This is a genomic window from Acinetobacter sp. M5A5_2a (genome assembly GCF_053345265.1).
The window spans coordinates 47,047-62,140 of record NZ_JBKEZV010000010.1; the positions used below are offsets into that span (position 1 = coordinate 47,047).

A 15,094-nucleotide genomic window follows, 5' to 3' on the forward strand; every position below is an offset into this window, starting at 1 on the left:
TTTTTTATGCTAATTCATCATCTTGAGGCTGAGGAGGCTTTAAGGTTGTAGGTGTTTTTGCATGTTTTTCTTTCATCACTGAAGGATAATTCCAAGATGCAAAACGAACAACCAAGATAGAAAGGGCTAAAATAAGAATTGAGCCTGTAATAATGACTTGGTCCATATCCGCTTTATGGTCATGTTGGATATCTGAAATGAGTAGACGGGTTAATGCCGTAATCGCAACATAAATAAGAAAGCGTACAGGCATATGATTGGTTTTAAAGTAAATCCCAACCATTGCTCCAAGTTCTAAGTATATAAATAATAATAAAATATCATCAATTGAAGCATACTTTTTGACAGTCAAAATTTCAAAAACAGTATTGGCTGCGGACCACGCCACCATACAGCCAATAATAAACAGGGCTAAATAATGAAAAGCTTCAACGGCATAATGACCAAATCGGTCCAGAATACGCTCATACTTTTTGGGATCAGGCATAGTAAAATCTTTTGTTCGCTTCGTAATGTTTAGAAATTAAACAAATTTCATGCCAATTGAAATAGTAGATACAAAATAAAAAACGCCTGATTTTTCAGGCGTTTTTTATAAAGAACTTAATTAAGCTTGGTTCGTAAAGTAATCTTCACTAAAGCCCATAATTAAGTCAGAACCTGCTTTGATTTTAGCAATACGCGCATCAATATCTGGCAAGATACGTTCAGCAAAGTATTGAGCTAAAGCAAGTTTGTTTTGATAGAAATCACCAGATTTATCTTTAGCAGCAGCTGCAATCTTCGCAAACATATAAGAGAAGCTGAGTAAACCAACTGCATGTAAGTAATCAACCGCAGCTGAGTTCGGGAAGTCTACATTTTCAGCAGCTTGTTCAATAATAAACTGAGTGATTGCTTCAATTTCAGTTGCAGCATCTAAAGTTGCATCTTTAATAAAGTTCAAATCTGTGTCTAAGTCATTTGCAAAGTCACGGATTTCAGTGATGTATTCAGCAATGAACGCACCGCCGCACTTAATGGTTTTACGACCAATTAAATCTTGAGATTGAACGCCGTTTGTTCCTTCGTAAATTTGAGCAATACGAAGATCACGAATGCATTGTTCCATGCCCCATTCACGGATATAACCGTGACCACCGAACACCATTTGAGCATCTAAAGTTGCTTGGAATGCTGTATCGGTCAGGTAAGCTTTAGCAATAGGTGTTAAAAGCGCAACGCGATTATTGGCTTTTTTCACAGCTTCGGCATCAGTTGAGAATTTAGTGATATCGAGCTGTTGACCTACATAGACTGCAAATGCACGTGATGCTTCATTGTTTGCACGTACGTTTAACAACATACGACGTACGTCACCATGTACCAAAATGCTATCTGCTGGTTTGTTTGGTGATTGAACACCTAATGCACTACGGCCTTGTAAGCGGTCAGTCGCATATTGTGCTGCATTTTGATATGCAAACTCAGATGCACCTAAACCTTGAATACCCATAGATAAACGTTCGTAGTTCATCATAACGAACATGGCAGCAAGACCTTCGTTTTCTTTACCAACGAGGTAACCTTTTGCTCCATCAAAGTTCATCACACAAGTTGCAGATGCTTTAATCCCCATTTTATGTTCGATAGAACCTGGACCAACTAGGTTGCGTTCACCTAATGAACCATCTTCATTAACAAAGTACTTAGGTACGATAAAGAGCGAGATACCACGTGAACCAGCAGGCGCATCTGGAGTTTTAGCAAGTACCAAGTGAATGATGTTTTCTGCTAAGTCGTTGTCACCACCAGTGATGAAAATTTTAGTACCTGTAATGTTATAAGTACCATCTTCATTAGGTTCAGCTTTAGTTTTGATAATACCTAAGTCAGTACCTGCATGCGGTTCTGTCAAACACATCGTGCCTGACCATTCGCCTGAGTAAATCTTAGGTAAGTAAGTTTCTTTTTGTTCTTGAGATGCATAGCTGCTTAAAGCCATGCCTGCACCCACAGAAAGAAGCGGGTAGAGCATAAATGATGGGTTAGTTGCAAATAACATTTCATCAGAAAGAACGGTGAGCATTTTTGGCATGCCTTGACCGCCCCATTCTTCGTCGGCACCTAAGCCAATCCAACCACCTTCTGCATATTGACGGAATGCATCTTTAAAACCAGCTGGTGTGAACACCTCGCCGTTTTCATAGCGAGCGCCTTCTTCATCACCGGTACGGTTTAATGGATGAGTCACGTTCTGAGCAAATTTAGCCATTTCTTCTAAAATTGCTTCAGCAGTTGCAGCATCTACATGAGCGAGTTTCTCATTAGACTGCCAAAATTGTTCTGCTTTGAATACATCATTTAAGATGAATTTCATATCAGCTAAAGGAGCATTGTAAATTGGCATAATCGTTCACCTTTTTTGTGCACATTGGCCTGTGCTAGATATCCTGTTAAACGAAATGGATATGGAATTTAAAGTGTAAATTTATCATTGATTTTATAAAAAAAGGACCGTCAAAACTGAGCAGTCCTTTTTCGTTTTTTAACATTGCATATCGCAACTAACTATGGTTAGAAAGCGAAATGTTCAGCATCTAATGACATTAATGGATCGAGGCCACCAGCAATAACATCTACATGTGAGCGAACACGTGGCAAGATTTTTTTGAAGTAGAATCGAGCAGTTGTTACTTTTGCATTGTAGAAGTCAACTTCGCTAGTACCTTCTGCTAATTTCTCTTGTGCAACAAGTGCCATACGAGCCCATAGGTACGCTAAAGTGATATAACCTGAGAAGTAGAGGTAGTCTACAGCAGCAGCACCTACTTCATCTGGGTTTTGCATTGCGCGCATACCGATTTGCATAGTGAGATCGCCCCATTCTTTGTTAAGCGCTGCAAGCGGCTCAACAAATTCTTTCATGGCAGCGTTGTCTTTGTTTGCTTCAACAAATTTGTGAACCATTTTGGTAAAGTCTTTCAGCATTGCACCTTGAGTTTGCAATACTTTACGACCTAACAAATCAAGTGCCTGAATTTCGGTTGTACCTTCATACAAGCAAGCAATACGTGTATCACGTACGATTTGTTCCATGCCATGCTCAGAAATAAAGCCATGACCACCGAAGACTTGAACACCGTGCTTAGCAGACTCAGAACCAGTTTCAGTTAAGAATGCTTTTGCAATTGGAGTCAATAAAGACAAGATGTTGTCAGCAAACTTACGCTCTTCTTCTGTTTCGCCTTTTTCAACGATATCAGCATATTGAGCAAGTAAGTAAACAAGTGAACGACCGCCTTCAGCAAACGCTTTTTGAGTTAAAAGCATATTACGTACAGCAGGGTGAACGATAATCGGATCTGCATCTTTTTCTGGAGCTTTCGGACCAGAAAGAGAACGCATTGCTAAACGTTCTTTCGCGTAAGTTAACGCACCTTGGAAAGATGATTCAGATGCTGCTAAACCTTGAACAGCAGTACCAATACGTGCTGTGTTCATGAAGGTGAACATACAGTTCAAACCACGGTTTTCAGGTCCGATCAAGTAACCTTTAGCTTGGTCAAAGTTAATGACACAAGTCGCGTTACCATGAATACCCATTTTATGTTCGATAGAACCACAACGTACCGCATTACGCTCGCCAATTGTTCCATCTGCATTTACATGGAATTTAGGAACGATGAATAATGAGATACCTTTGGTACCTTTCGGCGCACCTGGTAAACGTGCAAGAACGATATGGATGATGTTCTCAGCCATGTCGTGTTCACCAGCAGAGATAAAGATTTTCTCGCCAGAGATTGCATAGCTACCATCAGCATTTGGTTCTGCTTTAGAGCGGATAATACCTAAGTCCGAACCTGCATGAGATTCAGTTAAGCACATCGTACCTGTCCAAACACCTGAAACAAGGTTTGGTAAATAAGTATCTTTCTGTTCATCAGAACCATGATGTTCTAATGTACGTACAGCTCCGTGAGACAAGCCTGGGTACATACCCCAAGACCAGTTTGCTGTACCAACCATTTCAGAAATTGCAATACCTAGAGAGTTAGGTAAAGCCTGACCACCGTATTGTTCTTCTGCTGATAAAGACGGGAAGCCAAGTTCAATATATTTTTGATAAGCTTCTTTAAAGCCTGTTGGAGTGGTAACTACGCCATCATTCCAAGTACAACCTTCGCGGTCGCCAACTTGGTTTAAAGGAGAAAGTTCATTTTCACAAAAGTCTGCCGCAGCTTCTAAATATTGATCAACCAATTCACGGCTTACGTTACCTTGGAAATCAGGTAATTTTGCATAGTGTTCTTCAGCATTTAATAATTCATGCAAAACGAATTGCATATCACGTAAGGGCGCTTTGTATTGTGGCATATCGGGTTCCTCAATACTGGTGAAACCAGAGTTATAATCTTAATCTATGATAATGTGCCATGAGGCACCTTGGACTATTACATCGTGCAACAACTTGCATAACTGCACAAGCACCTCAGGACCTTTACTTTGTGACTGCAAAGTCAAGAAAAAAATGCTTAAACTAGCTAAGTGCTTTGAGTGTAAACACTTTTGGTTATGTTTATATGATACAAATAGTCAAAATCGTAAATAGTTATGTATAAACAAAAGGCGCCTATAGGCGCCTTTTGTTTCATGATTTTTAGAATTATTTTGCTTGAACTGATGCAGGAGCAGGGGCGTTAACTGGTGGTTGAGGGCGCTTTGGTTCAAAACGAAGGTTACAAGTACCTTCAAGTGTCTTATCTCCAACTTGAACATTTACTGCTTGTCCGTTGGCCTTACCATCACATGCTTTTTGGATTTGTTCAAAGCGCGCTTGACGTTCTGCACGATGCTGTTCCCATGCTGCTTTTTGTTCTGGTGTGAACTCACGATGTTTCATACGGTGGTGGCCTTCACGTGGGCCATCTTGCATCATGCCACGTTCTGGCTTAGGTGGTTGAGTCGTCGATTGACAAGCCGCTAAACTTCCCATTGTTACAATTGCCGCACTGAATAATGCAATTTTTGCCGTCATTTTCATATTTAAAGCCTTTTAATGTTGTGTTTACTGATGGCTTAAAGATTAGATAATAAAGATGTAGAAACAATGGAGAGTTTTTCTTTTCGTTGTTGGTTACAATGCCAAATATAGCGTAAAAATGAGAGAGTGCTTTTGAACGTTCTACGTGTTCCCATTGCATTACGGTTGTTTTTGACAGTCTTGCTCACCACATTACTTATTGCGACTGCAAGCTTGAGCGTTTTGCACTGGACAATGCAAAAGAACTTTGCCAAATATGTGGCTGACGTTGAAATGCAGAAGCTCGACCGCCTTATTACCAATCTTAGCAATGTCTATACGGTGTACCATGATTGGGGAAATGCGATTCAGGCACAAATTTTACAAATCGAAGGGACTGCGGCTCCCGATGATTATGATCGCCTCTCGCAGTGGTGGCTCCGTCGCCAATATGATATTGCCATACAACAGCACTCTTTCGATGAACATGCCCTCATCAATATTTCACCTCAAGTTGCGCCGACAAATAAAAATACTATTTTTAGCGATGAAGAGTTAAAAACGCTTGAGCAAAATTTACCTTCTCAATATCAACCGTTTGAAGGGCTACGTTTCCCTTTAAGTGCAAACCAGTTTCGCCCAAGTGATGATAAAAATAAGTCAAAGAAGGGGAGCTTAAAAGATATTGAAACTCAAAATGGTAAGAAGCGTTTTATTGCTTTACCTGACCGTTTGGGTTTAAGTTCTCGTTTGTCTTTATATGATGCAAATCACCAGTTTGTGGTTGGTGAACCGCCTTCTTCAGATCAGATGTCATTTCGTCCGATTATCTTAAACAATCAAGTCGTGGGATATTTAGGCTTAAAACCCGTTTTAGATAAAGAAGATGCTTTAAGTATTAATTTCTTTAGTAATCAAAAGCGTTATTTACTCTTAATTTATGCTTTAACCTTGCTCTCAAGTTTAGTTGCGGCGCTATTGATGGCGACTTATTTTAAGAAACCGATTCAGCGTTTATTAAATGCGACAAATGAATTAACGAAAGGAAATTATCAGCATCAAGTTGTTATTAAACGAAATGACGAATTAGGTGATTTATCCACCCAATTGAACCATTTGGCAGAAATTTTGCATCGGCATGAAGAATCACGTCGTCAATGGGTAGCGGATACTTCCCATGAATTAAAAACGCCATTGGCTGTATTGCAAGCACAAATTGAAGCGATGCAAGACGGTATTCGAAAGGCAACCCCTGAACATCTAGATGCGATGATGCGTCAGGTTTCAAGCCTGAAAAAACTGACTCAGGACCTTGCGGACTTGGCGCAGGCAGATGCACAACAACTCAAGTGTTATTTGAGTTCTGTCAATCCGTGGGAAGTTGTATTACAAGAGGTTGAGAACTTTAAACCGAAACTTGAGCAAGCTGATCTCGAAATTCAAGTTGAAGGAACAAGTTCTCCGCTATTATTAGATCGTGATCGGTTTAAACAGATTATTGTTAATTTAATTAGTAATAGTATTCGTTACACAGAAACAGGTGGCAAAATTCATATTCATACAGCTCAAACTCCGCAGGAGTGGACTTTGTATGTTGATGACAGCCCATTTGGTTTAAACGATGAGCAGTTATCTCGTTTAGGTGAACGTTTCTATCGCGTAGATGATTCGCGTACGCGTAGTACAGGTGGAACAGGGCTAGGCTTGGCTTTGTCTTGTAAAATTGCGCAGGCGCTCGGTGGTACACTCAGTTTTGAACATTCACCCTTAGGTGGTTTACGTTGTGTACTCACTTTTAAAAAGCAGAGTTAAATATAAAAGGAAAAATATCTCATGAAACATGTGATGTTGGTTGAAGATGAAGTCGAATTGGCGCATTTGGTGCGTGATTATCTTGAAGCTGCCGGTTTTGAAGTAAGTATGTTTCATGATGGTCAAGATGCTTATGCGAGTTTCCAGCAACGTAAACCTAATTTAATGGTTCTGGACTTAATGGTTCCACGAATGGATGGTTTGACCATTTGCCGTAAGGTTCGTGAACAGTCAGATTTACCGATTATTATGGTGACTGCTCGTACCGAAGAAATCGACCGCGTCTTGGGTCTGAATATGGGCGCTGATGATTATGTATGTAAACCGTTTAGCCCAAAAGAGTTGGTTGCTCGCGTACAGGCAGTTTTACGCCGTTTAGAACGTAAGGCAGAACCGGAACTGAATGATTCTTTCCGAATTGATAAAGCACAGCAAAGAATTTGGTATCAACAAAAATCGTTGAGCTTAACGCCAACCGAATTTCGTTTACTTGAGCTATTTTTAGAGCATGTTGGACAAGTTTATTCACGAGCACAATTATTGGATCATATTAATCCAGATAGTTTTGACGTTGCCGATCGTGTGATTGACAGTCATATCAAAAACTTGCGCCGAAAAATTAGTGAAGCGGCTGAAACTGGTAACCGCCATGAGTGGATTCAAGCAGTTTACGGTGTAGGTTACCGCTTCGAATATCCAGAAGAATAAGTACTCACAAAAGTTATTCTGTGGATAACCACAATGTTATCCACAGAAAATGTGGATAATTTTAAAGATTTTATGGATAAATTATAATCTTTGTATGATTTGGCACGAATTGCCAAATCTCGTCTATATCTGCATTTCTAACTGCGATACATCCTAAAGTCCAATCCTTATGTGGCATATAAGTCGAGCTAAAAGGCATCGATAGTAAGGATTTTGGGACTGATCCATGAATCATGATATCTCCTCCTGTTGGTTGATTATGTTGCTTGGCATAAGCAATATCTTTCGCATCGGGATAGGAGATATGCAAAGATTTATAGTACGCACTTTGTGAGTTTCGCCAATCTATAGAATAAACACCTTCAGGTGTTTTACCATCATTTTCAAAGTGTTTATGCCCTTCAGGGTTAAAGCCTAGACGAATAGGATAACGACGAATCACCTCATTATTATTTTTGAGGAGGAGGACGCGTTGATTTTTAAACACTTCAATTGAGGTGACAGGCTTTGTCTTGATCAGTTCTAAGATCTCTTCGGTTGAAAGAGCTTTATGGGATGATGTAAAAGTCGGTAAATATTTTTCATAATTATAAAAAGCGATTCCCAATGGAATCATGAGAAGTGTACAAATAATGATAGGTCTAATTTTCATATATTATTCTTTAATGTTTAAGAAACTCTCTAAGCTACCACTAAAGCGGCTTAAGAGAGTTTTAGTCTTTTAAAATATTAAGAAGAACAGCTTACCGCTACATCTGGTACGTCACTTGGTAAAGGACCTAAATCTTGTGGCTGTTCAAGTTCTGGTTGTCTTGTATATGGCTGATCAAGCAGCTTAAACAAACGGTCTACTTCGCTAAAATCATCTCGTTCAGCTGCTTCAATAGCACGTTGAGCCATGTGATTCCGTAATATATAAACTGGATTAGCTTTTTGCATATTCGCATCAAGCTCATCTGTATCTTGATGTTCACGAATGCTTTGATATTGGCTAAGAAACTCATCAAACTGTCGAATATCAAGGCAATCATCTCGTAGAGTTTTATATTCTTTATTTTGAAGTCGGATAAAGCTTTGAGTGTAATCGAGTTGTTCAGTTTGTAAGATTTTTAAAAAAGTAAAACTACAATCAAGACTATCTTTATGAAAATGGGGTAATCCCATTTTTTGACATAAACCAGTTGTGTAATGTTCCATGAAGGTTGGTTCAAATTGTTCTAAGCAACGCGCTAACTCTTCTTTGAACTGATCCTTTTGTTCAGGCTCAGCGAGAGGGATTAAGTTGTTTAACCACGTCCATAAATTCCAATGACCTATACTTGGTTGATTTTGGTAAGTATAACGGCCTTGATAATCCGAGTGGTTATTGATCCAGTTCGGACGAAAGCGCTCCATAAAGCCATATGGACCAAAATCGAGTGTAGAACCAGTAATGTTGAGATTGTCTGTATTCATCACCCCATGAGCAAATCCAACCAACTGCCATTTTGCAATCATAATTGCAGTACGCTCAACCACCTTTTTGGCAAAGGATAAAATAGGGTTCTCGGTTTCTAGACACTCAGGATAATGCCACTCAATACATTTTTGAGTGAATTCTGGCAGCAACTCTGGAGCGTATTGATTAATCCATTCAAAATGCCCTAAACGGATATGACATTCAGATGTTCTTAGTAACATCGCGCCTAACTCTAGTTTTTCGCGCTGTACCCCTTGAGTGGAGGTTGTAAAACCTACGGCGTGACTAGAAGCGACTCCTAAAGCATTTAAAGCATGCCCAGCTAAATATTCACGAACCACAGAACGCAACACTGCGCGTCCGTCTCCCATTCTTGAATAGGGTGTCGGGCCTGCACCTTTTAGATGTAGATCTATGGTTTGACCCTTTGTATTAATTATTTGCGCAATCAGTAAGCCACGACCATCACCGAGTTGTCCCGCCCATTGTCCGAATTGGTGACCAGCATAGACCATAGCAAGAGAAGGAAATTCAGAGAAAGTACGCTGTCCGCTACAGATTTCAACCCATGCATTTTTTTCGTCTTCTGACCATTGCAGCTCATCAGCCAAAGCAGTATTGAAATGGCCTGCTTTTGCACCACGTAAAGGTGATGGTTGCTGCACATGGAATAATTTAGACGGAAGTGAAGGGTAAAGCGGATTAAATTGCATGGGCTTGGCAAAATAGAGAAAGCAGATTTCACTATACCATAGTTAAAAAGCGGGCATAAAAATAGCTCCCGAAAGAGCTATTTTAGAGCAGAATTTATTTTAGTCTGATACTACATTAGTGTTCTTTTTAATGTTACGCATTAAAGTTTCTAAACACTCACGATGATGACTTAAACGGTGTTCAAGCAATTGAAAATCAACTTTAAGCTTGTGATCCATTCTATGAATCTTTTCAGCCATTGCTGCTTTTTTCGCTTGTAGTTCTTGCTCTTTTAGCTTTGCCCAGTCATTTAATGTATGGGTAAAAGCTTCGTATTCCTGAGCAATACGTTGTTTCATCTGAGTCATATCAGCATTTACATTGTGACCATAAATAGCAAGGTCTTGTTCAGCGTATTTAAATTTCATCGCTAATTCTGCTTTTTTAATATTAAAGCTTGGAATACGACGTAAATTTTTAGCTAAACCAAGTTTAGAACATGACCAGATCAACCATTTTGTTGGATCATATTGCCACCATTTCACACCATTACGATAATCGTATTGGAAGATGTGATGATAGTTATGGTAACCCTCGCCCCAAGTAGCAATGGCTAACCAGAAATTATCACGTGCAGTGTTTTCGTCTGTATAAGGACGTTTACCCCACATGTGGCAAAGCGAGTTAATAAAGAAAGTCACTTGATGGCTAATGATTAAACGCAATAGACCACCTATGAGGACTACACCCCACAAATCGCCAGTTGCCCAACCAATTAAGCCTAAAATTCCAACATGAACTGCAACTACGAGTAAACCATAGTATTTATGCTGGAACATGACCAGTTTATCGTTCAATAAGTCTGGTGCATTTTTAAAATCTGGCTCAGATGGTGAATGATCGCGGATCATCCAACCCATATGGGCATACCAAAAACCACGATTAATTGAATATGGATCTTCATCAACATGATCAACATGTCGATGGTGTGTACGGTGACCAGATGCCCAGAACAAAATACTATTTTGCACGGCAAATGTACCACCAATCATTAAAAGAATTTTAAGTGGTAACGACGCTTCATAAGCTCGGTGAGCCCACAGGCGGTGATAACCAGCAGTAATCCCCATACTACTTAGAGCTAAAAGAAAAAATAAGCTTACCCATGCGCTTACACTAAAATCATAATAATACGCATAAATCGGGATTATGATTGCAGCAAGAATTGGTAAACCAATTAAGGTAATGCTAGCGGTCCAGTTAATTGGGGCTTTGAGTGGGGCGGAAGTCATATCCGGCAGCGCTCCTAGAAACCTTGTCAGACAAGGTACAAAGACAAAACGACATAGCAAAACCAATCATCAAGATATATTGCTATTCTATCCTTCATATTAGCACGTGCTTAGTGAGAATCACTAACATTATTGTACAGATGTATTGAAAGAACGGTAACAGATTTAAACTATGTCACAGAGTTTTTCAAGTAGGAGAAGTTGTTTAATGAACGTACAACGATTGAAAAAAAAGAACAACATTGATATTGCAAGAAAATTATCATTGCAGTCTATTTTGATCACGATCAGTCTTGTATTAGCTGCATGTCAAAGTACCCCACAACAAAATATTCAGAAAGGCCAGAAAGCTCAAGTAAAACCAGTCCATCGCGTACAACCTCCTGTAGTAAAAAAGAGAGTAAGTCCTGATGGCATTCAAGATATTGATTGGCAAATTACCCAGATTAATGGGCACAAGGCTAAGTTTTTTAACCAATGGCCAGTTCTTTCTTTAAATTCTGCTGTCAAAACAGTATCAGGTCATACGGGCTGTAATGGCGTTTTTGGTCGATATACTTTTGATTTCAGTCAACAGAAGCTTGATATGCAGGTCAATGCAGGACATTCAAGTTGTGATGGTGCGTTGGCTCAAGAAGCAGAGTTGATTGATTCTTTACAGCGTATTCAAAAATTTCAGTTGGTAGGCAATACACTCTATTTGCTTGACCAAAGCGGTCAGCGATTGATTCAGGCACAAAAGAAATAATAAAAGGTGGTTTTACCACCTTTTTTATATTTACAGAGCTTGTAACATCGTAGTTGGAATATCTGTAATTAGCCCCTGTACATCTAAATCCCGTAGCTTTTTTGCTCTTTCTACATCATTCACTGTCCAAACACTAATATTTAGGTTTGCTTGTTGTGAAAGCTGAATCATTTCATCTGTTGCGAGTTGATCATGCCAGCCAATATGACAACAACCATATTGATGAGCGAGTTCAATTGCGATTGCACCCACTGGAAGTTCAACCAATAAGCCTCGTTTAAATTGAGAATTCATCTCACGTAAAGCAGTTAGAATTTGAAGGTCGAAACTTGTGATGGTCACGACTTTCTCATAACCCTGCAATTCAGTCTCAAGCTTTTGAACGAGTCTTTCTGCTAAAGCCATGTCTCTTACAGCTTTCACTTCAACTTCAATATGATCGAAGTTATCAAGTAAGTTTAAAACGCCTGTAAGTGTAGGTGTTGGTTCAGAGTTTGGCCAATTGGGCCAGTTTTGACGATGATCAAATGATAATGCTTGAGACAAATTAGATTGCTCAACAATTTGATCTATTCCTGCGGTACGTAAAAAGTTGTCATCATGGATCACAACTAATTCTTGATCTTGAAGCTGACGAATATCAAATTCGACACCACGAATACCTAGATTTTTTAAGTGCTGAAAACCACCTAGCGTGTTTTCAGGAGCTTCTTTGCGTGCACCACGATGACCAATAATGCGCATAATTTTCTTCTATCAACTATTTTTAATGATGGTCTCTTCAAAAGAGCAGAGACCATGTTTAATCTAATCTACTTTTAAATAATCTCATTAATATTTTTTTGCCAAAGCACTTCTTGTCCACCTTCAGCACGTTGTAAAGCGCGAGATGCGACAAACAACCAGTCAGACAGACGGTTTAAAAGTTGTAGTGCCGTGGTTTGAATATTCTGATCGCGTGTTTGTACTGACATTAGCGATCTTTCTGCACGGCGGCAAACAGCACGTGCCTGATGGGCATAACTGCAAGTTAAAGAGCCTGATGGTAGAATAAACTCTTTCAGCATCGGTAAGTTTTCATTCATACGGTCAATTTCTTTTTCAAGAAATTCAATGCAAACAGGCTGAAGTAAATTGTAGTTTGGAATACAAACCTCGCCGCCTAAGTCAAAAAGCCAGTGTTGAACTAAGCTCAAACTCTTATCCCAATTTGCTTTGTCTATTACTTGACTTGCAGTGATTTGAGCTCGAAGAACGCCAATAATGGCATTTAGTTCATCGACATCACCAAGTGCTGCAATCCGTAAATCATCTTTGGCAACACGAGAACCATCGCCTAAACCTGTTGTACCTGAGTCGCCTGTGCGTGTATAGATTTTGCTTAAACGGTGTCCCATGATGGATATCCTGAACATAAAAAAGGGGATAATGTCGGTCAGAACATTACCCCGAAACTGGAGTTAAGAAAATATTTTTATAATTAAAGTGAGATATTAATAACGGAAAGTGACCCCAACAGAAGCTTGGCGGCCACCGTTGATATATTCTGAACCGAAATCGTTAACGACAATATTTTCTACATCACCAATATTCTGAATATTAGTGAAAAGTTTTACATTTGAGCTGATATTCCAGAAAGCATTTAGATCAACTGTTGCATAACCTGGAACTTTAATATTAGCAGCGCTTGTATTTGCTTTTGAGCGAGCAACTACAGCAGCATTGACGCCATACAATCCATCATCATAGCCCACTGTCAATGTATAAGTTTGACGTGGTCGATAAGGAGTATCTAATTTAGTCTCTTTATTTTGTGCTTTTGAGTAGACATATTCAGCATTTGCAAATAGATTGTCGAGTACCCATTTTAAGCCAATTTCACCGCCTTGAATTTTTGCTTTATTTAAATTGATGTAGGTTGTTTTTCCATCTATCTTACCCGAGCTAATCAAATTCTCCACATCAGTAGAATAACCTGAAATATAAGCTGATAATCCGTAGTTTAGTTTTTGATCTAAACCAATTTCATAAGAGACACTTTTTTCTGGCTTGAGATTCGGATTACTATAAAAGCTACTACCATAAGAACCATATAAATGTTCTAGTGTTGGTGCTTTAAATGCCGTACCAACATTGGTATAGATACTTGTAAGTGGTAAAAGCTGATAGCGTACTGCGATTTGTCCAACAGTATGTGTGCCAAACCAATCATTATCTTCTAAGCGTATGCCAGCTTGAGTGTTGAGACCATTATTCTGATATTGGTGTTGTAAATAATAACCTGTAGAGTTCGTACTGCGTATCGCTTCCGGAGTAGATGATGCATCATATTCTGACTTGCTATATGTAACACCAGCTAAAATATTCTGGTGTTCCATGAATTTCCAAACTGCGTTTAGATCACTTTCATTTGTTTCAGTATTATAGTGACTAGATGTAAGCTTATAGGTTTGCCAGTCTGTATCGGTTGATACACTTGTGTTCTTAATATTGGAATAACGTGCATTAAGTTTAATATCAGGATTGACTTGATATGAACCTAACCAATTGATGAGTTGATTTTTGAAATCACGTATTCCTGTGTTGGAATTTAAAGTTGAGTCATAATATACATTGGTACCTTGATTTTCACTAATAGAGATACTGGTATCAATCTGATTTTGCTGATAACCTATTTTTGCATGGTATCCTTTTTGATCAAAGCCAGCTTTATCATTTTTATCTTGAATGCTAAGTATTCGTGTTCCATCCGATTCTAAACGTTGTCCGCCTACTTGGGCATAGAATCCAGAAGCATCAACATAACCTGCATTAATAATTGATTTATAAGTATTATTCTCTCCATAAATTCCAGTTAAATTTATACCTGATTTTGTTGGTTTTTTTGAGATTAAGTTGATTACACCACTAATAGCATCTGAACCATATTGTACTGAGGCTGGACCTTTTAGAATTTCAATTTGATCAACATCTGTTAAATCTATAAATTCTGGATTGACTGGACCGAAACTATTTTGTGAATTTAGACGGGCACCATCTTTCAATAAAAGTGTTTGTCCAGTTTGACCACCCCGTAAAGATAAGTCTGAAAGCTGACCAATTCCACCATTTTGTTTGATATAAATAGATGCATCTTTTTGTAAGATATTAGATAAATTTGAAATAGGATTTTTTTCAATTTCTTCTTTAGAAATTACTGAAATACGCGCTGGAACTTCACTCGCTTTTTCAGCACTTTTTGAAGCAGTCACTACAATTAGATCAAGTTGAGTTGCGTTCGTTGTATCTTCAGCAAAAATAACAGGTGAAAACCCCATCGCAATAGCGATAGCTCCTACCAGACGAGTAGGTTGAAAAGTCTTAGACATAACATGCTC

The 15,094-nt window shown here is 38.9% G+C and carries 13 protein-coding genes; 3 read left to right on the top strand and 10 right to left on the bottom strand.

The window, feature by feature from the left end:
- Positions 1–4: 4 nt before the first annotated feature.
- The 4 genes from ACLBWE_RS13810 to ACLBWE_RS13825 all read right to left on the bottom strand — a co-directional run bounded on the left by ACLBWE_RS13810 (position 5) and on the right by ACLBWE_RS13825 (position 5,026).
- Positions 5–487, bottom strand: a complete 483-nt coding sequence (locus ACLBWE_RS13810; protein WP_005036172.1) for a phosphate-starvation-inducible protein PsiE — start codon at positions 485–487, stop codon at positions 5–7.
- A gap of 120 nt (positions 488–607) precedes the next feature.
- Positions 608–2,389: an acyl-CoA dehydrogenase C-terminal domain-containing protein gene (locus ACLBWE_RS13815; protein WP_045125954.1), complete on the bottom strand. Its 1,782-nt coding sequence runs from the start codon at positions 2,387–2,389 to the stop codon at positions 608–610.
- 167 nt (positions 2,390–2,556) lie between these two features.
- Positions 2,557–4,359, bottom strand: a complete 1,803-nt coding sequence (locus tag ACLBWE_RS13820) for an acyl-CoA dehydrogenase C-terminal domain-containing protein (protein WP_447603555.1) — start codon at positions 4,357–4,359, stop codon at positions 2,557–2,559.
- Between the two features lie 289 nt (positions 4,360–4,648).
- Entirely contained in the window at positions 4,649–5,026 is a 378-nt protein-coding gene (locus tag ACLBWE_RS13825) for a hypothetical protein (RefSeq protein ID WP_107881273.1), read from the bottom strand.
- Between the two features lie 132 nt (positions 5,027–5,158).
- On the opposite strand from ACLBWE_RS13825, the gene baeS reads away from it, so the two are divergent.
- Positions 5,159–6,817: a sensor histidine kinase efflux regulator BaeS gene (gene baeS / locus ACLBWE_RS13830; RefSeq protein ID WP_447603558.1), complete on the top strand. Its 1,659-nt coding sequence runs from the start codon at positions 5,159–5,161 to the stop codon at positions 6,815–6,817.
- A gap of 21 nt (positions 6,818–6,838) precedes the next feature.
- Entirely contained in the window at positions 6,839–7,525 is a 687-nt protein-coding gene (locus ACLBWE_RS13835; protein WP_447603560.1) for a response regulator, read from the top strand.
- Positions 7,526–7,595: 70 nt separating this feature from the next.
- Here ACLBWE_RS13835 and ACLBWE_RS13840 read toward each other — a convergent pair whose 3' ends face one another.
- The 3 genes from ACLBWE_RS13840 to ACLBWE_RS13850 form a co-directional block, all read right to left on the bottom strand.
- Positions 7,596–8,177, bottom strand: coding sequence for a L,D-transpeptidase family protein (locus tag ACLBWE_RS13840; protein WP_447603562.1), 582 nt, complete (start codon positions 8,175–8,177; stop codon positions 7,596–7,598).
- 77 nt (positions 8,178–8,254) lie between these two features.
- Positions 8,255–9,697: a protein adenylyltransferase SelO gene (locus tag ACLBWE_RS13845; RefSeq protein WP_447603564.1), complete on the bottom strand. Its 1,443-nt coding sequence runs from the start codon at positions 9,695–9,697 to the stop codon at positions 8,255–8,257.
- A gap of 99 nt (positions 9,698–9,796) precedes the next feature.
- Positions 9,797–10,969, bottom strand: a complete 1,173-nt coding sequence (locus ACLBWE_RS13850) for an acyl-CoA desaturase (RefSeq protein WP_017392438.1) — start codon at positions 10,967–10,969, stop codon at positions 9,797–9,799.
- A gap of 208 nt (positions 10,970–11,177) precedes the next feature.
- Between ACLBWE_RS13850 and ACLBWE_RS13855 the strand changes: the two genes are divergently transcribed.
- The gene (locus ACLBWE_RS13855) at positions 11,178–11,717 is read left to right on the top strand and encodes an META domain-containing protein (RefSeq protein ID WP_127493904.1); all 540 of its coding nucleotides are present in this window, start codon (positions 11,178–11,180) and stop codon (positions 11,715–11,717) included.
- A 30-nt stretch (positions 11,718–11,747) separates the two neighbouring features.
- On the opposite strand, the gene ACLBWE_RS13860 is transcribed toward ACLBWE_RS13855, so the two are convergent.
- From ACLBWE_RS13860 to ACLBWE_RS13870, 3 genes are all read right to left on the bottom strand, one after another.
- A complete protein-coding gene (locus ACLBWE_RS13860) occupies positions 11,748–12,461 on the bottom strand; it encodes a glycerophosphodiester phosphodiesterase (RefSeq protein WP_447603567.1) in 714 nt (237 codons plus the stop codon).
- A 74-nt stretch (positions 12,462–12,535) separates the two neighbouring features.
- A complete protein-coding gene (locus ACLBWE_RS13865) occupies positions 12,536–13,114 on the bottom strand; it encodes a cob(I)yrinic acid a,c-diamide adenosyltransferase (protein WP_447603569.1) in 579 nt (192 codons plus the stop codon).
- A gap of 96 nt (positions 13,115–13,210) precedes the next feature.
- Positions 13,211–15,085 (bottom strand): TonB-dependent receptor plug domain-containing protein, encoded by a 1,875-nt coding sequence (locus tag ACLBWE_RS13870; protein ID WP_447603571.1) that lies wholly within the window; start codon positions 15,083–15,085, stop codon positions 13,211–13,213.
- Between the last annotated feature and the right edge of the window lie 9 nt (positions 15,086–15,094).

Bases quoted from the DNA above. Each gene is read 5' to 3' on its own strand.
- ACLBWE_RS13840 (WP_447603562.1), bottom strand. From the start codon at position 8,177: ATGAAAATTAGACCTATCATTATTTGTACACTTCTCATGATTCCATTG.
- ACLBWE_RS13820 (WP_447603555.1), bottom strand. From the start codon at position 4,359: ATGCCACAATACAAAGCGCCCTTACGTGATATGCAATTCGTTTTGCAT.
- ACLBWE_RS13835 (WP_447603560.1), top strand. From the start codon at position 6,839: ATGAAACATGTGATGTTGGTTGAAGATGAAGTCGAATTGGCGCATTTG.
- ACLBWE_RS13845 (WP_447603564.1), bottom strand. From the start codon at position 9,697: ATGCAATTTAATCCGCTTTACCCTTCACTTCCGTCTAAATTATTCCAT.
- ACLBWE_RS13870 (WP_447603571.1), bottom strand. From the start codon at position 15,085: ATGTCTAAGACTTTTCAACCTACTCGTCTGGTAGGAGCTATCGCTATT.
- ACLBWE_RS13810 (WP_005036172.1), bottom strand. From the start codon at position 487: ATGCCTGATCCCAAAAAGTATGAGCGTATTCTGGACCGATTTGGTCAT.
- ACLBWE_RS13850 (WP_017392438.1), bottom strand. From the start codon at position 10,969: ATGACTTCCGCCCCACTCAAAGCCCCAATTAACTGGACCGCTAGCATT.
- ACLBWE_RS13855 (WP_127493904.1), top strand. From the start codon at position 11,178: ATGAACGTACAACGATTGAAAAAAAAGAACAACATTGATATTGCAAGA.
- ACLBWE_RS13825 (WP_107881273.1), bottom strand. From the start codon at position 5,026: ATGAAAATGACGGCAAAAATTGCATTATTCAGTGCGGCAATTGTAACA.
- ACLBWE_RS13860 (WP_447603567.1), bottom strand. From the start codon at position 12,461: ATGCGCATTATTGGTCATCGTGGTGCACGCAAAGAAGCTCCTGAAAAC.
- ACLBWE_RS13815 (WP_045125954.1), bottom strand. From the start codon at position 2,389: ATGCCAATTTACAATGCTCCTTTAGCTGATATGAAATTCATCTTAAAT.
- ACLBWE_RS13865 (WP_447603569.1), bottom strand. From the start codon at position 13,114: ATGGGACACCGTTTAAGCAAAATCTATACACGCACAGGCGACTCAGGT.